The following is a 23,868-nucleotide window of genomic DNA, read 5'->3' on the forward strand; positions in this document are numbered from 1 at the left end:
GTTAAACTTTTTATCAAGAAAAAGTTTAGAGCCCCTTCGGCGGCGGCGAGCCGAAACCAAGCCAGCGCAGCGGCCAAATAATTAATAAGCAACAACAAGATAGATTGCTTCACGCCCTCGCTCCACCTCCGCTTCAGTTCGCAAGGACGATTTTTCGTATAAGGAATATAGGTTCAGGAAGACGAGCGATGATATTAAAAAAAGATTGCTTCACGCCCTCGCTCGACCTCCGCTTCAGTTCGCAAGGACGACTTATTGATGGCACCCCGCTATCTGCACCTACTATCTACACCCTGCTCTCCGGCATAGGAGATGATGGAAGGAGAAGCAGTTGAAAACCACCCCACCAACTTTCACCCCCACCCCTAACCAAGGCAGCGCACATTTGCCGATTCTTCATCGGTACTTGTGCTGCCGAAACAGGTTTTAGACTCGCTTATCCAACATCAGGTCCAAGCCTTGATTTTTGTTAAACTTTTTATCAAGAAAAAGTTTAGAGCCCCTTCGGCGGCGGCGAGCCGAAACAAAGCCAGCGCAGCGGCCAAATAATTGATAAGCAACAACAAAGTAGATTGCTTCACGCCTCCGCTTCAGTTCGCAATGACGATTTTTCGTATAAGGACGATTTTACTTTAAACCCGCAAGCATCTTTTATTTACAAAATAGGTTCTGAAATAATTCAGAATGACGATTTACTGACGGCACTCCGCTATCAACACCCTACTATCTACACCCTGCTCTCCGGCCTAGGAGATGATGGAAGGAGAAGCAGTTGAAAACCACCCCCACCAACTTTAAACACCCACCGAACCAAGGCAGCGCACATTTGCCGATTCTTCATCGGTACTTGTGCTGCCGAAACAGGTTTTCGACTCGCTTATCCAACATCAGATCCAAGCCTTGATTTTTTTGTTACTTTTTTGATCAAGCAAAAAAGTAAGAGCCCTTCGGCGGCCAGCCGAGGCAAGCCAGCGCAGCGAAAAAAACAGCCAATCTATCTTATCCTGTAGTTCCCCACCCTTTAGCTAAAAAACTAAAGACATTTCAACCTGACTCAATTTCCAATCTTAGTACTTTGTACTTACCACTTGATACCTGATACTGACTACTGGATACGATAACCATTAACCCCCGGCTTTCACCTGAAAATTATTAAAGCCACTGCCAATCGTAATCTCTACAATTTGTTGCTGCAGCATCTCCAGGATAGCCAGAAAATTATATACGAAATGAACTTTATTTTCAGAGTTTTTCAAAACTACGGCAAAATCAATCTGCTCATTAATGTTCAGTAAATTGGCAATAAAATGTTTTTGCTGTTCTATCGTATAAGGATACTGAACTACCGTATGTTTAACCTCTTCGCTCCGCAACTCATATTTCTGCATGGTGCGTTGGTAAACCATCAGCAGTTTATAAAGGTCGAGAGAGAGCAGTTCATCCTGGTGCGTAGCACTTTCGGCGGCCAGTGTAAGGTCATGTTCAATATTCCCCCTTCGTTCCTGCTTCATTCTGTCCGCTTCAAAAGCTTTCATTTCTTCCGCAGCAGATTTAAACTGTTTGTAAGCAATCAGCCGGGCAATAAGGTCTTCCTCCGGATTAATTTCATTTCCAGCTTCATCAACTTCAATTCTGGGCAGCAGCATTTTGGATTTTATCCGCATTAAGGTAGCGGCCACCAAAATGAATTCGCTCGCCACTTCTACATTAACCGAAAGGAGTTGGTGGATATAAGCCAGAAAATCATTGGTAATTTTTGCAATTTCAACATCCTGGATATTTAACTCATCCCGTTCGATGAAAAATAATAAAAGATCGAATGGCCCTTCGAATACCGGAAGTTTTATCTCGAAAATCGCTGATTGCATTTGTAAAAACAAACATAACGAATTTTATATTAAAGGTTTAGGCATTTTATGCAGGTTTTCAAAATCAGCAGAACTGACATTCAATGGATTGATTGATTTTTTACATGAATATTAGAACAAAAATACCTTACTTTGTATCTTGTTTTTACCTAAAAATCTGAATGCAAGTTAAAGCTGGCCCCCTATTATCTAAAATTAAATACCCTGCTGATTTAAAGCAGTATAGCGAGTCTGACTTAGAACAAATAAGCCAGGAGTTACGTCAGTATATTATTGATGTGGTGAGTGTGAACGGCGGCCACTTTGGCTCCAGCCTGGGTGTTGTTGAATTAACGGTTGCCTTGCATTACGCGTTAAATACCCCTTACGATAAGCTCGTTTGGGATGTTGGACACCAGGCCTACGGACATAAAATCCTGACTGGCCGCAGAGAATTATTTCATACCAACAGAATCTATAAAGGCATCAGTGGCTTTCCTAAAATTTCGGAAAGTGAATACGATACCTTTGGCGTTGGTCACTCTTCTACTTCCATTTCGGCTGCCTTAGGTATGGCGGTAGCCTCGCAGTTAAAAGGTGAAACCAACAGACAGCATGTTGCCGTAATTGGCGATGGTGCAATGACGGCCGGCCTGGCCTTTGAAGGCTTAAACCACGCCGGAATAGAAAACAGTAACGTGCTGGTAATCTTAAACGATAACTGCATGTCTATCGATCCGAATGTTGGCGCCTTAAAAGAATACCTCACCAGCATTACCATTTCGAAATCTTATAACCGCTTCCGCGATGATATCTCAAATGTATTGGCCGGCTTATCTAAGCTAGGTCCCAATGCACACAAGTATGTGAAGAAAATTGAGAAAAGTATCAAAGGAACACTCCTGAAACAAAGTAATTTATTCGAAGCACTTAACTTCAGGTACTTTGGTCCGGTAGATGGACACGATGTTACCCGTTTAGCCCAAACCATAAAAGATTTATCAGCTATCCCGGGGCCGAAACTTTTGCACTGCATTACCGTAAAAGGTAAAGGCTTTGCACTGGCAGAAAAAGATCAGACCATCTGGCATGCACCGGGCCTCTTTGATAAAATTACCGGAGAAATTAAAAAAAGCGTTCCGGATAAACCTCAGCCACCAAAATACCAGGATGTTTTTGGACATACCATGGTCGAACTGGCTAGGGCGAATGATAAAATAGTAGGCATTACCCCTGCAATGCCATCAGGCTCTTCATTAAACATTATGATGAAGGCCATGCCCACGCGTGCATTTGATGTTGGAATTGCAGAGCAGCATGCGGTTACGTTTTCTGCAGGCTTAGCCACACAAGGATTGGTTCCTTTCTGCAATATCTATTCTAGTTTCATGCAGCGGGCATATGATCAGGTCATTCACGATGTAGCCATTCAAAAGCTTAACGTGGTTTTCTGTTTAGACCGGGCCGGCTTAGCTGGCGCGGATGGGGCAACACACCATGGCGCATATGATATTGCCTATATGCGGTGTATCCCAAACCTGGTTATTTCTTCGCCGATGAATGAAGAAGAATTACGCAACCTGATGTATACCGCACAACAAGAAAATGTGGGTCCTTTTGTTATCCGTTACCCACGTGGAAATGGAGTGATGCCTGATTGGAAAAGGCCTTTCAAAGCTTTAGCCATTGGCAAAGGCCGGAAAATATGCGATGGTGATGAAGTTGCCCTGTTAACTATCGGCCATGTGGGTAATTTCGCTGTCGAAGCACGTTCAGAATTAAGTAGTGAAGGCATTTATCCGGCACATTACGATTTACGTTTTGTGAAACCATTAGATGAGCAAATGCTCCACGAGGTTTTTTCTAAATACAAACATATCATTACCGTAGAGGATGGTTCATTGCCCGGCGGTGTCGGTTCTGCCATTTTAGAATTTATGGCTGATCATCAGTACAATGCGAATGTAATCCGCTTAGGCATCCCCGATCAGTTTATAGATCACGGAGAGCAACCAGAACTATGGGCAGAATGTGGTTATGATAAAGATGCCATTGTTCAGGCAGTAAGAAAGGTAGGCGTAAAAAGAACAACCAATACCATGGTGGGATAAATTAAGGTCTGCTGCTACCATCCTAAGATGTTGCAGAGGAAATAACGATCGCGATCCTCCTCCTTTGGAGGATCGGGCAGCTAACATATGCCAGGCATTTTTCTAACTAGCTTAAATAATGTATAAGCCTTAGCGAAGACCGCCGTCAATCCCAAGGGCCGGAAAAAATCAAAAAAACAGGTGTACAAAATAACCCATAGCACTAACAAACCTTAACGCAATGGTTTTGTGTTCATAATGCCAGTTCAATTTAAACAAGGATGGAACACGAAACAAAGTGCCGGCTGTTTTTTTGATGCGCTTGGGATAGCGCAAAAGGCCCCTGGCTGGATTGACGAAGCGCTTTGGGTAATTGGCGCCTCAAGTACCATGCCCCCGCGGCAAAGAGCGGATAAAAAATCTTTAAGGATAAACTGAGTTTAAAAACATTTAATTCCTTTTTACACCCCAGCCTGCTACCCCCTCCTTGGCACCATCATATAAAAACTTCTGGCGTAGTTTCCTATGCACTTTGCTAACTAACTTCAATAAAAGCACAAGCCTTACCGAAGAACGCCGTCAATCCCAAGGGCCGGAAAAATCAAAAAAACAGTTGTACAAAAGAACCCATAGCACTAACAAACCTTAAACGCAGTGGTTTTGTGTTCATAATGACAGTTCAATTTAATGAAGGATGGAACACAAAACAAGTGCCGCTGTTTTTTTGATGTGCGGGAGATAGTGCAAAGGCCCCTGGCTGGATTGACGAAGCGCTTTGGGTACTTTGGCGCTCCAAAGTACCATGCCCCCGCGGCAAAGAGCGGATAAAAAATCTCGAAAACATAAAAAGCTCGGTCTGCAAAACAGATCGAGCTTTTTATTGATAAGGATATTGCGCTACTTAAAAAGCATTCTCTTCGCCCTTAGCCATATTAATGGCCGTCATAAAGATAATCTTAACATCTAAAGCGGCTGTCCAGTTTTCCAGGTACCAGATGTCGTGTTCTACTCTCTTCACCATTTTATAATCTTCTTTTGTTTCACCACGGTATCCGTTCACCTGTGCCCAACCGGTAATACCAGGTTTTAAAAAGTGGCGCACCATAAACTGGTCTACAATGCCTTTATACTGTTCGGTGTGGCTTAACATGTGCGGCCTTGGCCCAACCACACTCATATGCCCCATAAATACGTTAAAAAATTGTGGCAATTCATCCAGACTCGATTTTCTTAAAAACTTACCAATCGGCGTAATGCGGTCATCATCTTTACTCGCCTGCCTTTTATCGCTATCTGCGTTCATCCGCATACTGCGGAATTTAAAACAATAAAAGGGTTCATCATCCCGTCCGCTTCTCAATTGTTTAAACAGTACCGGCCCCTTACTTTGCAACTTAATCAGAAACGCAATAATGGGATATAACCAGCTCAACACAAATAAAATAATCAGGCCACTAAATACCACATCGATCAAACGTTTTTTGAAACGGTTGTGGATTTTTTCTAAGGGCTCAGAACGAAGGGAAATCACCGGGAATTCATTCCCCAGGTAGCTCACCGTATAAGGCGACAATAATGCACCGCTAATATCCGGGATAAACTTCAACCGCACGCATTGGCGCTCTGCTTCCTCCGTTAACAACAACATATCGCTCATCCGCTCGGGCGCTATGGTTACGTAAATGTCTTTAATTCCTTTTTCAACCGCTAGTTCAAACTGTCTGCCTACTGCACTACTCAGTTTACCATCACGTTCTAAATAATGATCCGGCACATCTGGAATAAATCCATGAAATTCGATATATTTCTGTTTCTCAAAATAAGTAGCCAGTTGGGTTCCGGTTGCATTATTGCCCATAATGGCAACAGATTTTACGCCCCGTAAATGGTTAAACAATAAAAACTGAAAAGATGTCCCAATAAAACGATTCACCAGAAACAGAATCCCTAATGTGCCATAGAATACCACCAGAAAAGACCTGGAGAATTCATTTTGTTTAGAAAAAAATAAATATACGGAGAATAAAATTACATGCAGGAGCACACTTCGCCAGGTCCCCCTGTAAATCCGCTCAATTCTCCTGGAACCATATTCCGTATAAAGCCCGAAAGAGGTAGTAGAAACGATCCACATCAAGCTACAAACCACTACGTAATGCCACTGCAATTCAGCATCTACGCTTTTGCCCAGGTAACTGGTAAACTGATAAGAGAAAAAATACACGGCGAGCACCATCAGGAGATCGGTTACAGGCAACAGGTATTTTAAAATGTATAGGTAACGTGTTTGCATAAAATTTATCGAGCGCCAACAACTAAGTGTAATAAATGTTTAGCAAAATTAACAAAAATAATGCCTCTTATATTAAATCGTTGTGAAGTTTGGTTATTATGTATACTGATTGCACACATTTAATTCACATCAAAGTTACACTTTTCAATTGATCTGCATGATGAAAAATTGTGCTTTACACAATTAGTAGATCAACAGCCATAACGAGTAGAAAAAAGGGCTTATCTTGATTTAATAAGCCCTGGCTCCTATTAAGAATATTGATCTCCGAATCTGGCAACCATTTCTTTAGATACTTCTTTAATTTCCTGCTCTTCCGATTTGGGATAAATCATCAATACATTTTCATCATCCACTACAATAAAATTGTCTAATCCCCTAATCACTGCTGCTTTACCTATGGGAAGATTAATCATGCAGATTTTCGTAGTATCCTAATGAATATGTTCGGAATTATAGACATTTTGAGGTTAACTATGACAGTTTATAAGCCCATATATAAATCTCCTGAATGACATAGTGCTTATGCTCAGTTAACGCAAAAGATATCTACAGGCACTGAACGGACACATTACATTAGTAAAGTGCCTTTTTTTCACAGTCTTCAAACCAATCATGAAGTGCGTCCTTTAAACTAAACTGAAGGGCATACGGCGATTTGCTTAGTTTCTCTCCTGATATATTGGTAGAGATCATTAATTTCTTCACCCGGTCTGGATGAATGCCTGCTATTTTTTTTCCCAATAACCTTCCTCCCGTATAAGCACTCCTCGCAGCCGATTTCAAAGCCCAGCCTGGCACCAATACTTTAGGCGCTTTAACTCCGGTAGCCTCTGCCATCGTTTCACAAATCCGCTCGATAGTGGGAGCAGGGAAATAAGTTAAGTTAAAGGTGACCACACCTTGTTTTTCTTGCTGTGCAGTTTCATATAAAATTCTGACCACATCTTTCACATATACAGAAGCTTTGATGGTGTCTTTTCTCCCTGGATAAAAGAAAAATCCTTTTTTCATGGATTGATACAATCTGGTAAAGTTTCCGCCCTCCTGTTTCCCAAATACCACCCCAGGACGAACAATTACCAGTTTACGGTTTAACGGATCTTCAGCCTGCCACAACTTATGAATGTATTCTGCAGTTAACTTGGAAATACCATATGGTGTATTGGGCATTGGTAAGGTATCTTCAGTTTTGTATTCTTCTGATGCACCGTAAGGGGCAATAGAACTCGTGAACACAATAGTTTGAATCTTATTTTGTCTTGCAAAATCACAAACATTCTGTGCACCGTAAATATTGGCCTCAAAATATTCATGATCAGGGTGCCCTGGTGTAGTATGGACAGCTGCTAAATTATAAATAACGCTGTTAGCTGCATCTGGTAAATTTAAAGCGATGGCTTTTCTAATATCCAGTTCTGTAAAACCATCGCTCACTTTCTTTCTGATATCGTAACTATATACTTGATCAGCCAAAGCCAGGGTTTCATTAACGTAACGTTTGAGGTGTGTACCGATAAACCCGGATCCTCCAAATATGATGTGATTCATTTTTTTATTTTACTTTATCCCGATGTATTCCACACCTTAAAATATGTATAAATATAAAGAAAAATGTCAGGCTGTTTTGATCAGTTTTTCTAAAATATCAAAGCCTGATTTATTTTGCTTTAGGTTTTATTCCAATAATAGCTGGAAAATACCTATCCCAGAGTATCATTACTGGCACTAAGATTAATATTGTGATGGCAGCAACAAAAATGTTAAAGTATAAGTTTGTCTCATAAATTGACATTGGATACTTAAGTAGGTAGTATGTAACAGCCTTAATAATAGTAAATCCAAAAGCATGAAACGCAAGTATAATAATAGTATTCTTAGCGATGTATTCTATAACAAAGAGTTTCCCCAACCCTTCGCTTACCAGATAAGATACTAATAAACAAAGCATCACCCCAAGTAGAGCATTGAATATAAATAAAGGATAATTATTGTATGCTAATGCCAGCATATCCACTCTACCATTTAATGTGGACAGGTATATAAATGCCAAAAATAAGAATATCGTTAAGATGCCCAAGTTAAGTTTTGGAATGTTTAATAATTTAATTATGCCTGGTTTAAACAAATTCGCTAATCCATAAAAAACAATTGCTGTAAAAGCAGTATCTATACCCCATGGTAAATTGATTTTTATAAATTTATAATCCAGAAAACCTGCAGCAAGGAAGCAGCAAAGCAATAATACAGATATTATTTTGGTCTTATTCCTGAAAAAAATAAAATAAATAGTCTCTACTATAAAAAGGCAAGGCAAAAACCATAATACAGTATCATGAATTAAAAAATTGTTATTACCATTACCGTAAAAAATACCTATTACAGGCTTATAAAGTTTTATGTCTTCCGTAGAATCAAGACCAAACTTTCGACCTACAAAGAGCCAAAATATGTAGGTAATGACATTGAATATCAAGTAAGGAATTATAAGTTGCTTACCCCGCTTTAGGATGAAATCTTTTGCCGACATATTTTTTTTAAAGGAAAATAAGTAACCAGAGATTGCAAAAAAAAGTGGCATATGGAACGCATATATCGAATTTTTAATGTCTTGTGGTAATTCTAAATGCCCTAAGACCATCAGATAGATTCCAATAAACTTAGCATAATCTAAAAAATATACTCTTTGTTCTCTATTAACGATGGAAGCCATTTTAATTTAATTTATTATTCGAAAGTCGTTTACGACACTTTTAAGATTTATTCAAAATTCAAAGGATCCACTACTCCCTACTTTAATAGATAACACATTAAGAATTTCACCAGTATATCTATTTTTAACCTTAGCAAGTAATTGCCGTAAATGAATATAATTAATTATGATATACTTAATTTACTGGTAAGTATCTATTAAATACAAAATTTTGGAACCTTAATTACCTGAATAGTTATGCCCTATTAATATTTAGTTCATAAATTAAATAATTTTCTCCTACCCCCGCTTTTTCGCCCGCTTCAATATCCGTTTTATTATCCCCGATGAGGACAGAATTAGGAAGATCTAAATCAAATTCAGCTTTTGCACTCAAAATCATCCCAGGCATTGGCTTTCGGCAACTACAAGGTCCATTAAAATCAGGGTGATGAGGGCAATGGTAAACCTTTGTGATCTCAATATTTTGATCCCGAAATTTTTGCACCATCCACTCTGTTAGCCTATGAAAATCGATTTCTGTGTAATAACCACGTGCAATACCAGACTGATTCGTAACTACAATAATCAAAAAACCCTGATCTTGGTAATGCTTCGCAATTTTAAATATTTCATCTGTAAAAAAAAAGTTTTCAATCTTATACACATAGCCATGATCAATATTTATAACGCCATCTCTATCTAGAAAAAGTGCTTTATTCATTCTTTGTGTTTATTTTTGCAATTAATTTGGTTGAGCTATAGCCATCAACAAATTCAATCGTTTGTACCTCACCGCCATCTGCCAAAACTTCTTTAGCGCCAACAATTGTATCAATAGAGTAATCAGCCCCTTTCACAAGGACATCAGGTTTTACTTGCTTTATTAACGCCAAAGGTGTATCCTCGCCAAAGACTATCACTCCGCTTACATAAAATAAGGAAGCTAGCATTAATAGGCGACTATATTCTGCATTTATAGGCCTATTTTCGCCCTTAAGCCTCTTAACTGATATATCTGAATTAACTCCAATAATCAGTTTCGTACCTAACGAAGCCGCCTTCATTAGATAGCTCAGGTGACCAATATGTAATAAGTCGAAAACACCATTGGTAAATACAATTTTCTGCCCTTCTGATTTCCATAACGCTGATTTTAATGCAATTTCATCAGGTGAAAATATCTTTTCTTTTGCTAATAATTCCAGTGTGTCTATCATTATTTAATCAAAATTATTGTCAACAGCAGTGCAAATCATATGGCCAATCAGAATATGAACTTCTTGAATTCTGGCTGTAACATCCGAGGGAACTACCATATTCAGATCCGATAGCTCATTCATTGCGCCCCCGTCTCTGCCTGATAACCCGATGATATAACAACCCTTTTCTTTACCTCTTTCGAACGCCTTTAAAACATTAGTACTATTTCCGCTGGTTGAGATACCAATTAGCACATCACCTTCACTAGCTAACCCCTCTACCTGACGCTCAAAAACCCTGTCATAGCCGTAATCGTTTCCAATGGCCGTAAGAGCCGAAGTGTCTGTGGTAAGTGCGATTGCCGGCAATGACCGGCGTTCTTTCAAAAACCTCCCCGTAAATTCCGCAGCAATATGTTGAGCGTCACCCGCGCTTCCACCATTTCCAAAAAGCAGAATTTTCTTCCCTTTTTTAAGTTGACTAATGATTAATTCACTCGCCCTCTGTATTTTTTGGGTAAGCTGTATTTCTGAACGATCAATAACTTCTTTGTGTTCCGCAAATATGAATTTAATAACTTCTTCCATTAGTAATAAATATTATCAATTAAATAATTTTTAACGTAATCATACACACCACTTTCAAGTGTATAAAAATCTTCGTTATAACCAACCGAATGCAGTTTTTTCATGTTTGCTTCTGTAAAATATTGGTATTTATCCCTGATATCAATTGGCATGTCTATAAATTCAATTTTCGGCTCAATTCCTAAACCTTTGAAAGTAGCTTTAACCAAATCTTCAAATGATCTGGCTTTACCAGTTCCTAAGTTATAAAGTCCGTTATTGTCAATAGACCAATTTTCAGCTAACATTTCGTTGGTCATCCATAGAATAACTTTGAGCAAATCTTTAACATAAACGAAATCTCTTAACTGCTCTCCATCTGCATATCCTTCTTTATGACTTTTGAATAGTTTAACGAGCCCGGAATCATTTATCTGATTAAAAGAATGCCAGATAACACTTGCCATTCTCCCTTTGTGATACTCGTTGGGCCCATATATATTAAAAAACTTTAAACCTGTCCAAAAGGTTGGGCCCGAAGGTTGCTTTAGTGCCCACTTATCAAATTCATTCTTACTAATTCCGTATGGATTAAGCGGCTTTAACTCTTCTACCACTTCATGATCATCATTATACCCAAGTTCACCATCGCCATACGTGGCTGCTGAAGATGCGTAAATCAAAGGAATTTGTTTTTCAGCGCAAAAATTCCAAATAAACTTTGAATAATCTACATTTAATTCCTGATGAATACTGTAGTCAAACTCCGTAGTGTCGGTTCTTGCACCTAAATGGATAATTAAGTCTACACTCAATGTTGTCTGTGCTAGAAAATCTTTGAGTTCTTTACGCTCAATGCAGGCTACCCTTTCTTTATTTTCCCAATTCTTACGCTTACTTTCATGCCCAAAATCATCGACTAAAATAAGATTTGTATATCCATTGTCATTCAGATGTTGTGCCATACAAGAACCAATGAAACCCGCTGCTCCTGTAAGTATAATTGTATTGTCTTTCGTCATTTTTATGATTTTAAGGTAGTTTCTTTATTCATAATTTCTTCCAAAGTGGCCGTTGCGCTACCAACTTTATTTACAACAACAGCCGCTGCATGATTTGCGAATACACAAGCGTCGTGCAACGAATTATTGTTTGCTAATGCAATACCTAAAGATGCTAATACTGTATCACCGGCTCCTGTAACATCTACAACATCAATAGCAACAGTCGGGATTATATTGAGAACATCATGTGAAAAATAAGCAATTCCATCCTCTGAAAGCGTAATAATCACATGATCACAGTCGGTAATTTCTTGTAACTTTTGACATGCAAGTTTTAAGCTTTCTTGATCTTTTATATTGATGCCGGTAGCCATGATCGCCTCTTTCTTATTTGGCTTTATGATGCTTACCCCTCTATATTTAGAAAAATCTAACCCTTTCGGATCTAATATAGTAACCTTACCGTGTTTTTTGCACTTTTCAAAAATCTGACTCAACAAGTCCTTTGTCAACAATCCTTTATTGTAATCGGATATTAAGACGATATCAAAAAGCGGAATTTTACTATCAAAAAGCGGAAGAAATTTTTCAACTTCGGCAGATGATATCAGTTCAGTGTTTTCTTTATCTAGCCGAATTAACTGATGCTTAGCAGCTAGTACTCTCGATTTTATTGTCGTACATCTTGCCTTACTCCTTACTAGACCATTTCCCAATAAACCATTATTAACCAGTTCACTTTGAATAAAATCAGCTTCCTGATCATCGCCAACGATGGAAACTATATCTGCATAACAGCCCATAGCCTGCAAATTCTGTAATACGTTTCCCGCACCACCTAATGTCTGCTCTTCCCTTTGCACTTCAACCACTGGCACTGGTGCTTCAGGAGAGATTCTATTGCAATCTCCGTAGATATAATGGTCGATCATTAAATCACCAATCACTAAAACTTTTTTATTATTAATTTCCATGTTTTTATTCAAAGAATTCATTTACCCAATTATTAACGTAATATTTTTCAAAAGCTGCAGATTTACCTCTTATTGATTCAACATCTTGTACCGCTTTTTCTGAAATTTCAGTAATAGATTTTTCATCTGTTAAATCTTGTAGAATAAGAATGTTATCAGCATTGTAGAAGTCGGCTTGTTCAATATAAGGGTTAGTTGTTATCAAAACAGCACCTGATGCGAGCACTTCGAAAGTACGCATCGTTAGTCCGGTTTGACCAAAACGTTGTATATCCAAAACACTTCTTGAGGCTTTAAAAATCGTTGCCACCTCAGCCCTGCTAATCTTATTGAAACTTACATCTGATATTGATATAGGCTTAAATTCCTTCTTAGTAAGTTTTTCGAAATAGAAAAACCACCTGGCCGGCATATAATAAAATACGAAAGTTTTTTTGAAATAACTGAAAAGCTTTTTCATTACAGAAAACCTGTTTGAATGCAAGGTACCCACAAATGAGACATCATGTTTCTTTTGTGGGATTTCTCCTTCGATCAAAAATTCATCAGTAAAAAAAAGGTGCTTCTGCTTCAGAATAGGAAACTTCTTCACATCTTCAAAATCAAAACTAAAGCACTTATCGAAATGTTGGAGTATAAAAATCGAATTTTTGTTATTATTATTAATAGAGTCGTAGGTATAATAAATTAGTTTCGCATTTGGGTTTTTCTCCTTAAAATTTTCGATAAAACTAATAGGCACAACTTCGCCCTTTATGATGAAAAGATAGTCATACTTTTTGTGAGCTAACTTCTCTTCCACCGATTTATAATAACTACTGATCTGCTTATTTAAAAGATCTTTCTTTATTCGAAAAATAGCTTTTGAAAATGAATTATTAGATGGTCGTTCATCGATATAATCCACTGAATAGCCATTAAACTCTAAAGCTTTAGTAATTGCAATTTCATATCCAAAAAATGCTGGACAAATAAATAAAACAGAACCTTTAAACATATTATTTGAATAGCCCTTTTTCTTTCATCTCTGTAATTGAGTTCTCATATTTATCAGCATTTACTTCCTGTGTGTTTACCCACATTGCAAAGTTCTTTATGCCATCCTTAAAAGATACCTTCGGCTCAAAACCTAAAGTATTTTTTATCTTAGTTAAATCTGCAAAATTATGTCGTATATCACCGAGACGATAATTTCCAGAGATTTTAACTGGTACTTCTTTTCCGTAGTTTGCTAATAACTCAGAGACAACAGTATTCACTTCTGTTGGAACACCAGTCCCAACATTAAAAACATGGCCATTTGCAGCATCATTTTCTATTCCTAGAATAGTCGCATCAACTACATCATCGATATATACAAAATCGCGGGTTTCTTTACCATCTTCAAAAACATTAATCGCCTTATTGTTTTTTATCAGTGTAGAAAATATAGATAAAATACCGGTATATGGATTAGATAAGGACTGGCCAGGACCGTACACATTTTGATATCTAAACGCCACAGGTGCGATGCCTATTGTTGGACACACCGTCATAATCATCTGTTCTTGATTTTGTTTTGTAATCCCGTAAACGGATGATGGATGTATTTTCGAATCTTCATCCGTAGCAACTAGTTTCAAAGGCTGCGAAACACCTGGGTATCTAACTTCGAAATCGCCGCTCTTCATATCCGAATCTTCACGGTGTTTAGGATAAACATCTCCAAATTCTTCCGAAAAATATTTTCCTTCACCATATATTGATCTCGATGAAGCGATTACAATCTTTTTAACGTTATTGTCTTTGTTTGCAAGTAAATCTAACAATATCGCGGTACCCCCAATATTTACGTTAGCGTATTGTTCAATCTGATACATAGACTGGCCTGTTCCTGTTTCGGCAGCATAATGAACAATAACATCCTGGTCGATAATTGCCGCTTCGACATCTGCCCTAGAGGTAACTGTTCCTTCGATAAATTTAACCTTTCCAATTATGCTTTGATATAGCGGACTGGTATGAATTGGATCCTCGCCATGTATCTGTTTAGATAAGTTATCCAAAATAGTTATATTATAACCTTTATCAATTAATTTAAGTGCTAAGTTAGAGCCTATAAAGCCAGCACCACCTGTGATTAAAATATTTTTCATTTTATATTTTTTGATTTTATTCTTTATAATTTAAAAATTGTCCGTCACTATCTGTTCTTTGCCATAATTTAGAATCGTGATTATATCTTTTTACTATTCTTGCAGGTGAACCTACTATAACGCAATAATCTGGAAAAACTCCTCTAACAACAGCATTAGAGCCAACAATGCAATGTTTACCTAAAATAGTACCTGCCTGTATTACAACCCCGTAACCCAAAAACGAATTTTCACCTATTTTAGTGGTTTTCACTAAATACTTTTGTTTAAGTATATGTATATTTAATTCTGAATACTCATGATCCACATTTGTAACGAATACATTAGCGGAAAAAGTTGTGTTCTTTCCAATTACGAGCTTTTCATGTGAACTAACAATGTGAAGATTTTGTCCAATTGAAATATTGTCTTCAAAAATTATTTCACCTTTAAAATGAGTTTCCAATCTTGCTTGAGGAAAAATTCTCACTCTATTTCCAATAAAAATTCTTTTTGCGCCAAATAAAAATACAGGGTCACTAAAATAGCTAAGTATCCCTATCCTTCCGACAATCAATCGCCAAAACATAGTCTTAATAAACCATATTATTTTAAATCCCATACCTTATAATTTCCACCCGATTAAATCCATTGTAGTATTATATACTTCATCTACCTGTATTTTTTTTATGCAGTCTCGATGTCCATATTTACAAAAACTTTGAAAGCAAGGTTTACATATTAATTTATGTGAAATTACTCTTATATGTAATGCCTCTTTTGAAATGATATATTTAGGATCAACATTCCCAAATATAACTACAGTTGGGACTCCAAATGCTCCCGCAATATGAGCCGCTCCACTATCATTACAAACAACCAAATTACATAAACTCAAAATATCTATGTATTCAATGAGATTTTTCTTTACAATAAGAAAATCTACATTTTTATCCTTTAGATCGGCAATAACTTTTCCTACAGTTTCATTTTCATCTGGTCCTTCGAATATAAAAAATTTTATATTGCTTGTTTTTGCTAATCTTAAAATAAGCTCAGCATATTTACATTCCTCCCACTTTTTCACTTCTTGACTCGATCCCGGATGTATGCCAATAACAAATTTCCCTTCTGAATTAAATTCTGAGCTTATACTTTGTAAATATGTCGATGATTTTGAAGAGAGTTGAAGCTTGGGAACACGATCATTAATCTCAACATTCATCCCAAGCTGTTCTAGGAGGTATAATGATTCTTCAGTAAAGTTATCTATTCCATCAATAGGTTTGACTACGTCGGTAAGCATATACTCTCCGCCGGTAAAATTAAAACTTGCTTTTCGTTTTGAATTAATAAAATTTAAATAAAAGATATTCCGCCAATCTCCTCTGAAATCTATTGCAAGATCGTATTCTACACCATTAATTACACGCAATGTGGATTTAAATTTTAAAAGATTTTTAAGAGAATAATTTGTCTTAACAATCCAAGGGCAATCGATAATTACAAAATTATCTATTAGTTTTTGATCTTTTAATATAATTTCCGTTACTTTTTCACAAACAATAGTAATTTTTGCATTTGGAAAATTTTTTCGGATTGTTTTAAAAGCAGGAATATACATAATCGTATCGCCAATCAAAAGAAATGCTAATACGACAATTTCTTTTACCTCTATATCTGATAATAAAGGATATATTTTATTATTCTTTGGCTTAAGGTAAATCTTTCTAAAAACAGAATCAATTTTACTAAGTTTATCTGTTTTCTCTTTGTTAAAAGTAGGCATATTAATTTCCTTTGCATTTAATTTTCAAAAATAATGTTTTTCATCTAGTTAAAAGGAAGTCTTTTATGGTTAGTCTTTTTTATAAAGTAATTAACCATAGCATAAAAAACAAATCCTGGGAGAAAATATATACTTAGCGTATAAAATGATGTAAAGACAATCCCAATATTTAAATATAAGAATACAAGCCAATAAAATATTAAATAACCATTTGCGCCGGCTGTTAACTTATTAACAATAGATTTTATCTTTTTTGTAATATAGCCGATTAAAAAAGCTGAAAAGAAAGGAACCACAACTACACCAAGCCAACCAAAACTAACATACCCCCACAAAGAAACTGGAAGTCTCAGACCTCCAGATGCAATTTCAGAAATATCATCGGTATCGTTTGCGACCAAAAGGGTCCAAACAGAAGGATTCCATTTAAAGTTAAACGGAATTAGGCCGCCAACAAAGGTTAGTCCATAAGTAAAATCAATATGATTTGAATTAAATGCCTCAAGAAAACTAAGTTGGTCTGGAATATCAGGAGCACCCGAAGCTATGGCATAGCCAATACTTAAGTTATCAATTTCATGGACATAACCTGCTTTAGGAAAATAAACTGATGCAATAATCCAAAAACTGCTCCCTAATGAATATACAAAAATTAAAGACAATAGATAATATATAAATACCTTTTTGCTCTTCTTTAATGCAATTATTATTGAAAAAATTAGAATCAAGCCAGTAACCGCTTCAGACCGGCTTAGTGAAACAGCAATTAATATTACCCCAATAACAATTAATAATAAGATATTCTTACTTTTTTTATCAAAAAAGCTTATTAGTAAGAAAGGCATTAACAATTGAATGAGTTGCTTTGATGTTCGATAAAAGAGTGCAACATCGTGGTATCGAATATTGTAAATCCCTTTAAACTGCTTTGCAGAATAAGGATCTGCGGCAAACATTGGCAAAAATCCCATATATAAAAAACATAGCGCCATAATAACCAGGCAAATCGTATAAATCACCTTCGAAGCTTTTATGACACCTATTCCAAACTTTGGATTTACAATACCATCTGTTGCAGTAGAAAACTTCATAACGGTATCTACTAAAATCAGGCTTTTCCACCGAACTCCAATTAAAAGCCCCAAAATAAAAGTTAGCGCTCCAAGAATATTTATTATGGCGTATTGATTTATAGTGTTGTCTGTTGCAAAATCGTTTAAATCAAAAACGAAGAGCGGTATTACGTAGGCTACAAAACACAAACCTATGCCTAAATGATTTAATACATTTTTTCTATCAAACCATATAAAATACGTGCCTATCGTAAAAACGCACATTGAAAAACAAATTAAAATCTTGGTAAAAAGCATATCAATAAATTATATATTTTTCATATTAAAGCCGTCTTTAATTGCTTTAACCAATTGATTGCGCTCTGGCAATTTATATTTTAGTAGCCGTACAGCTCTTGTAGCTAATGTATAAAATAATGAAATTTGCCTGGCTGGGAATTTAAGATTTTTTAAAATGAAGAAAATGCGGTTTCTATTTAGGTAGTAAATGGAAAATAATGTTTCCCCACCTCCAGTACTGCTGCTAACTTTGTGGAAAACTTCTAGCTTGGGTAAGTAGTATACTTTATATCCTTTCTTGCGAGCGCGAAATAGGAAGTCTGTGTCATCATAATAAACAAAATAATCCTCATCCATTAACCCTACAGCGTCAAATACAGTGCGGTTAATTAGCATAAAACAGGTTGGCGCATAGTTAAAATACAAACTTTGATCATACTGACCTATATCAATCTCATCAACACCGACGTGACTGCTTATAGCTTTAAATTCTGATATGGAGCCACCAGCCATCCATATGGTTCGGCTATCGTAGTAGAATATTTTAGGTATTATAATGTCCTGCCCCTCTAAAACTGCACATGAATACATATCTCCCAAGAGGTTTTCTTGTGGGAATTCAATATCATTATTTAACAACAAGATATAATCACAACCATCTTCAAGTGCCAATTTAATTCCTTGATTATTGCCTTTAGCAACTCCATTATTATTTTCATTCCTAATATGAGAAACCCCACATATTGGAAATTTAGAGATCAACTCTACCAGCAAACTGTCAGTAGTTTCTGACGGTGAGTTATCTATGATATATAAATGATAATCAGAGAATATCTGTTTCGAAAGACTTTCAAAAAAACCATAAAGAACCTCATCACTTTTATACAACACGGTTACTAAGCCAAGTTTTGCCATCTAATTGTTTTTGTTAACTTTTTCCCAAATTCCCATTTCGGTATTAAATCTCTTGATCACTTTTGCTGGGCTGCCCACCGCTACGCAAAAGTCTGGAATATCTTTAGTTACAACTGAATTTGCTCCAATTACGCAATTTCTTCCAACGTTTGCACCGATTATACAAACGTTTTCGCCAATCCATGAGCCATCCCCAATGAGAACATTTTTTAATTGTTTAACCGACTGATCCAATATGGCTATGTTGACATCTTCATATCTATGTAAATTATCACTGATATAAACCTTATCAGCTATCAATACATTTTCGCCAATTGTTATTTTTCCTATACAATATATATGTGCAAAATTACCGATATAAGTTCTATTACCAATTATTAAGTTACAATCCGTTTGACCAGTCAAAGGGTTAGCTGCCAACCAGCTATTAGCTCCAATATTAACATCATCGCCTATAAATATATGCTCAGGGCATTCCAATCGGAGAAGTTTTTGAATTCTTGCATTCTTTCCAATCTTTGCAAATACTAAAATATAGTACCAATGCAAACTTAAATAGTACCATAAAACCTTAAACTTACTAATATATTTATGCATAGCCTTACTTAATAACCTTTTTTTTAATTGGCAAGATCGATTTACCTGCTTTTTTTAAGTAGCTAAAAATTAAATAAGTGTAATATAAAGTAAAAAACCGAAATAATAACAGATACCGCGGGTTGTAAAATTTTATTATGCGAGAAAATGGTGAGTTGCTTTTAAATCGGTATTTATCAGGATCAACTGCCGCCATTACCAAATACTTGCGCAGAAAAATCAACAATAACTTTGAAGTCAATTTTTTGTAGGTAGTAGTTGAAATTTGATTTTTCTCCACATACTCATTTAAAATAAAGCTATGATTGTCTAGAAAAATGGTGATTAAATCATAGCCCCCTTTATGTTTAATTTTTGAATCTTGAGATAGAAAAATCAATTCATTATTTACATATATTCTTCCTTTATTAGAAATTAACCTATATAATACGTCCGTTTGTGTTAGTAATAGCTTTGCATATCTGCTAAAATCTTCCATCTTATGAAAATCGTCTTTCCAGATGCCGAATGAGCCAATCCACCCCCCAAAGTACGCTGCCTTGTTTATAAACTCATCTAAATTATTGCACAATATCGATTTAGATTTATCTAAGCCCTGATTTAAATAAAATAGTTCATTTCTTGACTCAATATTTGCGTTTACGTCTTGCAAAATACAATTTAGCGTATTGGATGTGTGAGTTAATGTGTCGTTATTCAACTTTAAATACAAACCTCTACCTCTCGATAGCACGAGTTCAAAGTTTTTATCAGCCAAATTCTCCTCATTCTTAAAATAAACTATCTTATTGCCAAAATCCTTTATATATTTCCTCGCAATCTCTTCAGTGTGATCTGAAGAACAGTTGTCTGAGATAACTATTTCTATGTCGTTTGATTTAGTAAATACTGATTGACAGGTAATGGTTTCAAGTGTTAAATCCAAATATTCTGCCCTATTGTATGTGGGAATACAAATTGATAATTTAATATTTTCCATTTTTTAAATTGCCTTTTTGAACCTTATCATCAACGGGAGATGTATTAATGAAATCTTTAAGTATTTCCATGCGATGCAAATTGTTTTTCTTGTCAATAGTTTCGTCAGTTATTTGATGCTGACTTTCGTAAATTTTAATATTTTTTACAATCTCATAAAATATAGTTAACTCAGCCAAGGACAATGCTGCAAAGCCTGTTTTATAACCTTTCTCAAAGAAATAATTTTTTACTAAATTTTTAATTATTAAATAGAAAAAATAGAAAATTGAGGTTTTTGATTTTAAGTTACTATGTGCTAGTTGTTCACTATCTGTATATCTATTTATTTTCGAAAGATGAGAGTCAAGAGTGCAATCAATGAAATGATGAATAAAGTATTGAGGTGGTAGATTATAAATTCTATCATCACTAACAGTTTGCTTTCCCATCCCATGGATATAGTTATCTGTGAAATCGTAAGCCCAAGTCTTGAATAACCTATTATTTGCAGATTTGTATGAATCATTACAAAAATCACCGTAGAAATAGTTCTTACGATAAATTTTAATTGCATCAAATTTGTTAGAGGCTACAACTTCAGAAATTTTTTCTAAAGTATCTTTACTCATATGTTCGTCTGCATATCCCAGAAATACCCATTCAGTAGTAAGTATTTCATATAATGCATCCAATACTTCCTTATTTTCTACAAAGACATGATTCGTTTTAGGTCTAATAAACACCTCACAGTCATTACTCCTAGCGATTTCGTGTGTTTTATCAGTGCTACCTCCATCGGCTATCACAACCTTTCCATATCCTTGGTAGTTTTTGATTACTTTTTCGATTCTATGTTCTTCGTTGTAAGTAAAAATTACGAATGTTATCATGATATATTTTTAGGATTTAGCTTTTTCAGTGTGGATTATATACACCAAATACATAGTAATCACAATCTGTGTTACCACAATTGGAATACCTATCGTAAATACGTTAATGTGTCCAGAATAGTACAAACCAAAGAAAGTAATAAGAAAAACGATCAAGCCAGTTATGGTTGACTTTAGCGATGCACTGGTTAAATTATGGATCGTTAAATAAATTAATAATGCCCCAATTAAGAAATTACCTGCTTCAGCTATTATTCCATATAGGATTAAAGTAGAATATTTAACAAAGTCGTTTTTTGTAAGTATCAAAACAATAAAGTCTGATAAAAAATAGCTTATCGCAAGTATGCCGACTATGGATAATAAGGCATATATAAGATAGGTTTTTAAATACTTACCCTGGCTTTTATAGAGGTTTGGCACAAAAAGTTGAGAATAAATCGTCGAAAATGCATTCATTCCATTTGTTCCAACATTTGACACTGTTGCATAAACCCCAACAATTTCTACCAATCCAAATGGCACTAAAATCATTCTATAACCCTGTAATTGTATCCAGTTAACTACGGCCCCTAAAGAAATCGGATATGAAAATTTAAAAATATCGGAAGGTTTAAATATTTGGATCTTTGCCCGCTTAAATTCTTCAAACCCTGTAACTAAAAAAATCAGCAGGCAAAAAGATAATATAGAAGCTGAAAGTACGCTTATCAAAATAATAGTTGAGCTAGATGTAAAATAATGAATACAAATAAAATACAGCCCGACTTTTAATCCATTTTCTAAAAGCAAGGAATAAATTGCCATTCTTCTCCTTTCTAAGTTATTAATTAACCCCCTTAAAAAATTAACTAAGTATGTACTTAGAGCCAAAACAATTATAATTAAAGCAACTAGTGAATAATTAGGGTTTATAAAATACCCTATTGATACAGCTAGAAATAAAATGATACCAGTTAATTTTAGCACCCAAATATTGACCGCATAAAATGATTTTAAAGAATATCCATTTTCTTTCAGCTTATATATTTGAGATTGCTGAAAATAATCTAACGGTACTAAGACAAATGCATTTAAAGAATAGGAAAGTGTAAAAAGAAAATAATATAATCCCAGCTCATAAAGTGTTGAATGATTACTATAAGCTTTTAAAAAGAGTAATTGTAATAAAACGACGAAGATTCGAACAATCCCAACTTCTAATATTATGGATTTTTTCAATTATAAAAGTATTAAGAAATCAATATAATTATGCATTTATATATTCTCTAATCACATCAGCAATATAATCATAGTGAGTTTCATTTAATCCAGGCCAAACGCCTAACCAAAACGATTGGTTCATGATAATATCGGTATTGGTTAAATCGCCAACAACCCTATGCTCAACATTGGCGTAAGCGGGTTGCCTCAATAGGTTACCTGCAAATAACAATCTTGTTCCGATCTTTTTTTCTTCTAAATGCTGAACCAACATGTGGCGATCATTTGAATCACCTTCTCTCAAGGTCAACAAAAAGCCAAACCAAGAGGGCTCAGAATTAGGTGTAGCTTCAGGTAGAATGAAAACATCTTCAAATTCTTTCATCCTGGAATATAATGCTGCAAAATTCTCCCGGCGACGTTGGATAAAGTAGTCTAACTTTTTGAATTGTGAAACACCAAATGCAGCCTGCATATCCGTAACCTTTAAGTTAAACCCAATATGAGAATAGGTATACTTATGGTCATAACCGTAAGGCAATGAGCCTAACTGTTGTCCAAAACGACATCCACAGGTATCATCTTTACCAGGCAGGCAATAACAGTCCCTTCCCCAGTCTCTGAAGCTTTCTGCAGATTTTGCAAGATCTGGATTGTTTACAATTACGGCTCCACCTTCACCCATAGTCATATGATGTGCAGGATAAAATGAAAATGTAGCAATATCGCCAAAGGTACCTGTTTTCTTTCCTTTATAAGTAGCACCTAAAGAATCGCAATCATCTTCAACTACCCATAAATTGTATTTCTTCGCCACACGCATCACCTCATCCAAATCAAATGGATTACCCAATGAGTGAGCAATCATAATCGCTTTAGTTTTTGGAGATACAGCAGCCTCGATCATATCTGCTTTAACGTTATGAGAAGCAACATCAACATCTATAAATACAGGGATAGCACCGAATTGTACAATTGGATTCACTGTTGTCGGAAAACCCGCCGCCACTGTAATAACTTCATCACCAGGCTTGATGGCACGATCTCCTAATTTTGGAGACGTTAAAGCATAAAATGCTACCAAATTTGCAGATGAACCAGAGTTAACTAAAAGCGCTTTAGAAGCACCAAAATATTGAGCAAATTCGTGTTCGAATTGACTGGCAAAACGTCCAGCAGTCAACCAGCCATCTAATGTTGCATCAACGCCTAACATGATATCCTCCTCATCTAAAACTTTTCCGGTAACAGGAATATAGTTTTGACCTGGTATAATGGTTTGAGTTGTGTTCTGCTTTGCAATTGCACGCAATGCAGTTTCTAGATTTGAATCAGTGATATTCTTTAACATATGTTTTGTATTGTTCTGTATTTATCTA

22 protein-coding genes are annotated in these 23,868 nt (G+C 35.8%); 1 reads left to right on the plus strand and 21 read right to left on the minus strand.

The window, feature by feature from the left end:
- Positions 1-1,124: 1,124 nt before the first annotated feature.
- Positions 1,125-1,868 carry a segregation and condensation protein A gene (locus GJU39_RS19095; RefSeq protein ID WP_154282602.1) on the minus strand — a complete coding sequence of 248 codons (744 nt, stop codon included), beginning with the start codon at positions 1,866-1,868 and terminating at the stop codon, positions 1,125-1,127.
- Between the two features lie 161 nt (positions 1,869-2,029).
- On the opposite strand from GJU39_RS19095, the gene dxs reads away from it, so the two are divergent.
- Positions 2,030-3,958 (plus strand): 1-deoxy-D-xylulose-5-phosphate synthase, encoded by a 1,929-nt coding sequence (dxs, locus tag GJU39_RS19100; RefSeq protein WP_154282603.1) that lies wholly within the window; start codon positions 2,030-2,032, stop codon positions 3,956-3,958.
- An 880-nt stretch (positions 3,959-4,838) separates the two neighbouring features.
- Here the strand turns inward: dxs and GJU39_RS19105 are convergent.
- The 20 genes from GJU39_RS19105 to rfbH all read right to left on the minus strand — a co-directional run bounded on the left by GJU39_RS19105 (position 4,839) and on the right by rfbH (position 23,840).
- Positions 4,839-6,230 carry an undecaprenyl-phosphate glucose phosphotransferase gene (locus GJU39_RS19105; RefSeq protein ID WP_154282604.1) on the minus strand — a complete coding sequence of 464 codons (1,392 nt, stop codon included), beginning with the start codon at positions 6,228-6,230 and terminating at the stop codon, positions 4,839-4,841.
- Between the two features lie 251 nt (positions 6,231-6,481).
- Positions 6,482-6,646, minus strand: a complete 165-nt coding sequence (locus GJU39_RS19110) for a hypothetical protein (RefSeq protein ID WP_154282605.1) — start codon at positions 6,644-6,646, stop codon at positions 6,482-6,484.
- Positions 6,647-6,806: 160 nt separating this feature from the next.
- Positions 6,807-7,781: an NAD-dependent epimerase/dehydratase family protein gene (locus GJU39_RS19115; RefSeq protein ID WP_154282606.1), complete on the minus strand. Its 975-nt coding sequence runs from the start codon at positions 7,779-7,781 to the stop codon at positions 6,807-6,809.
- Positions 7,782-7,890: 109 nt separating this feature from the next.
- Complete coding sequence (locus GJU39_RS19120) at positions 7,891-8,943, minus strand: acyltransferase family protein (protein ID WP_154282607.1); 1,053 nt, start codon at positions 8,941-8,943, stop codon at positions 7,891-7,893.
- A 235-nt stretch (positions 8,944-9,178) separates the two neighbouring features.
- Positions 9,179-9,646 (minus strand): D-glycero-alpha-D-manno-heptose-1,7-bisphosphate 7-phosphatase, encoded by a 468-nt coding sequence (locus GJU39_RS19125; RefSeq protein WP_154282608.1) that lies wholly within the window; start codon positions 9,644-9,646, stop codon positions 9,179-9,181.
- Positions 9,639-10,142, minus strand: coding sequence for a D-glycero-beta-D-manno-heptose 1-phosphate adenylyltransferase (rfaE2, locus tag GJU39_RS19130; RefSeq protein ID WP_154282609.1), 504 nt, complete (start codon positions 10,140-10,142; stop codon positions 9,639-9,641). Before rfaE2 ends, GJU39_RS19125 begins: the two co-directional genes overlap by 8 nt.
- A gap of 3 nt (positions 10,143-10,145) precedes the next feature.
- Complete coding sequence (gene gmhA, locus GJU39_RS19135; RefSeq protein ID WP_154282610.1) at positions 10,146-10,712, minus strand: D-sedoheptulose 7-phosphate isomerase; 567 nt, start codon at positions 10,710-10,712, stop codon at positions 10,146-10,148.
- Positions 10,712-11,713 (minus strand): ADP-glyceromanno-heptose 6-epimerase, encoded by a 1,002-nt coding sequence (gene rfaD / locus GJU39_RS19140; protein ID WP_154282611.1) that lies wholly within the window; start codon positions 11,711-11,713, stop codon positions 10,712-10,714. Before rfaD ends, gmhA begins: the two co-directional genes overlap by 1 nt.
- Before the next feature lie 2 nt (positions 11,714-11,715).
- Positions 11,716-12,669, minus strand: a complete 954-nt coding sequence (rfaE1, locus tag GJU39_RS19145) for a D-glycero-beta-D-manno-heptose-7-phosphate kinase (RefSeq protein ID WP_167515728.1) — start codon at positions 12,667-12,669, stop codon at positions 11,716-11,718.
- A 4-nt stretch (positions 12,670-12,673) separates the two neighbouring features.
- The gene (locus GJU39_RS19150) at positions 12,674-13,666 is read right to left on the minus strand and encodes a glycosyltransferase family protein (RefSeq protein WP_154282613.1); all 993 of its coding nucleotides are present in this window, start codon (positions 13,664-13,666) and stop codon (positions 12,674-12,676) included.
- A 1-nt stretch (position 13,667) separates the two neighbouring features.
- Entirely contained in the window at positions 13,668-14,804 is a 1,137-nt protein-coding gene (locus tag GJU39_RS19155; RefSeq protein ID WP_154282614.1) for an NAD-dependent epimerase/dehydratase family protein, read from the minus strand.
- A gap of 16 nt (positions 14,805-14,820) precedes the next feature.
- Entirely contained in the window at positions 14,821-15,405 is a 585-nt protein-coding gene (locus GJU39_RS19160) for an acyltransferase (protein ID WP_154282615.1), read from the minus strand.
- A 3-nt stretch (positions 15,406-15,408) separates the two neighbouring features.
- Complete coding sequence (locus GJU39_RS19165) at positions 15,409-16,572, minus strand: glycosyltransferase family 9 protein (RefSeq protein WP_154282616.1); 1,164 nt, start codon at positions 16,570-16,572, stop codon at positions 15,409-15,411.
- Positions 16,573-16,616: 44 nt separating this feature from the next.
- Positions 16,617-17,942 (minus strand): O-antigen polymerase, encoded by a 1,326-nt coding sequence (locus tag GJU39_RS19170; protein WP_154282617.1) that lies wholly within the window; start codon positions 17,940-17,942, stop codon positions 16,617-16,619.
- Positions 17,943-17,951: 9 nt separating this feature from the next.
- A complete protein-coding gene (locus GJU39_RS19175) occupies positions 17,952-18,839 on the minus strand; it encodes a glycosyltransferase family 2 protein (protein ID WP_154282618.1) in 888 nt (295 codons plus the stop codon).
- On the minus strand, positions 18,840-19,436 hold the full coding sequence (locus GJU39_RS24130) for an acyltransferase (protein WP_154282619.1): 597 nt from the start codon (positions 19,434-19,436) through the stop codon (positions 18,840-18,842).
- Between the two features lie 4 nt (positions 19,437-19,440).
- Positions 19,441-20,415 carry a glycosyltransferase family 2 protein gene (locus GJU39_RS19185; protein WP_154282620.1) on the minus strand — a complete coding sequence of 325 codons (975 nt, stop codon included), beginning with the start codon at positions 20,413-20,415 and terminating at the stop codon, positions 19,441-19,443.
- Complete coding sequence (locus GJU39_RS19190) at positions 20,402-21,286, minus strand: glycosyltransferase (RefSeq protein ID WP_154282621.1); 885 nt, start codon at positions 21,284-21,286, stop codon at positions 20,402-20,404. The genes GJU39_RS19185 and GJU39_RS19190 overlap by 14 nt, the downstream gene beginning before the upstream one ends.
- 9 nt (positions 21,287-21,295) lie before the next feature.
- Entirely contained in the window at positions 21,296-22,507 is a 1,212-nt protein-coding gene (locus tag GJU39_RS19195) for an MATE family efflux transporter (protein ID WP_154282622.1), read from the minus strand.
- Positions 22,508-22,535: 28 nt separating this feature from the next.
- Complete coding sequence (rfbH, locus tag GJU39_RS19200) at positions 22,536-23,840, minus strand: lipopolysaccharide biosynthesis protein RfbH (protein WP_154282623.1); 1,305 nt, start codon at positions 23,838-23,840, stop codon at positions 22,536-22,538.
- Positions 23,841-23,868: the final 28 nt, after the last annotated feature.

This window comes from Pedobacter petrophilus (assembly GCF_009674725.1).
Taxonomy (GTDB): domain Bacteria; phylum Bacteroidota; class Bacteroidia; order Sphingobacteriales; family Sphingobacteriaceae; genus Pedobacter; species Pedobacter petrophilus.

Coding starts and splice junctions, on each gene's coding strand:
- GJU39_RS19095 (WP_154282602.1), bottom strand. CDS start 1,868: ATGCAATCAGCGATTTTCGAGATAAAACTTCCGGTATTCGAAGGGCCA.
- dxs (WP_154282603.1), top strand. CDS start 2,030: ATGCAAGTTAAAGCTGGCCCCCTATTATCTAAAATTAAATACCCTGCT.
- GJU39_RS19105 (WP_154282604.1), bottom strand. CDS start 6,230: ATGCAAACACGTTACCTATACATTTTAAAATACCTGTTGCCTGTAACC.
- GJU39_RS19110 (WP_154282605.1), bottom strand. CDS start 6,646: ATGATTAATCTTCCCATAGGTAAAGCAGCAGTGATTAGGGGATTAGAC.
- GJU39_RS19115 (WP_154282606.1), bottom strand. CDS start 7,781: ATGAATCACATCATATTTGGAGGATCCGGGTTTATCGGTACACACCTC.
- GJU39_RS19120 (WP_154282607.1), bottom strand. CDS start 8,943: ATGGCTTCCATCGTTAATAGAGAACAAAGAGTATATTTTTTAGATTAT.
- GJU39_RS19125 (WP_154282608.1), bottom strand. CDS start 9,646: ATGAATAAAGCACTTTTTCTAGATAGAGATGGCGTTATAAATATTGAT.
- rfaE2 (WP_154282609.1), bottom strand. CDS start 10,142: ATGATAGACACACTGGAATTATTAGCAAAAGAAAAGATATTTTCACCT.
- gmhA (WP_154282610.1), bottom strand. CDS start 10,712: ATGGAAGAAGTTATTAAATTCATATTTGCGGAACACAAAGAAGTTATT.
- rfaD (WP_154282611.1), bottom strand. CDS start 11,713: ATGACGAAAGACAATACAATTATACTTACAGGAGCAGCGGGTTTCATT.
- rfaE1 (WP_167515728.1), bottom strand. CDS start 12,669: ATGGAAATTAATAATAAAAAAGTTTTAGTGATTGGTGATTTAATGATC.
- GJU39_RS19150 (WP_154282613.1), bottom strand. CDS start 13,666: ATGTTTAAAGGTTCTGTTTTATTTATTTGTCCAGCATTTTTTGGATAT.
- GJU39_RS19155 (WP_154282614.1), bottom strand. CDS start 14,804: ATGAAAAATATTTTAATCACAGGTGGTGCTGGCTTTATAGGCTCTAAC.
- GJU39_RS19160 (WP_154282615.1), bottom strand. CDS start 15,405: ATGGGATTTAAAATAATATGGTTTATTAAGACTATGTTTTGGCGATTG.
- GJU39_RS19165 (WP_154282616.1), bottom strand. CDS start 16,572: ATGCCTACTTTTAACAAAGAGAAAACAGATAAACTTAGTAAAATTGAT.
- GJU39_RS19170 (WP_154282617.1), bottom strand. CDS start 17,942: ATGCTTTTTACCAAGATTTTAATTTGTTTTTCAATGTGCGTTTTTACG.
- GJU39_RS19175 (WP_154282618.1), bottom strand. CDS start 18,839: ATGGCAAAACTTGGCTTAGTAACCGTGTTGTATAAAAGTGATGAGGTT.
- GJU39_RS24130 (WP_154282619.1), bottom strand. CDS start 19,436: ATGCATAAATATATTAGTAAGTTTAAGGTTTTATGGTACTATTTAAGT.
- GJU39_RS19185 (WP_154282620.1), bottom strand. CDS start 20,415: ATGGAAAATATTAAATTATCAATTTGTATTCCCACATACAATAGGGCA.
- GJU39_RS19190 (WP_154282621.1), bottom strand. CDS start 21,286: ATGATAACATTCGTAATTTTTACTTACAACGAAGAACATAGAATCGAA.
- rfbH (WP_154282623.1), bottom strand. CDS start 23,840: ATGTTAAAGAATATCACTGATTCAAATCTAGAAACTGCATTGCGTGCA.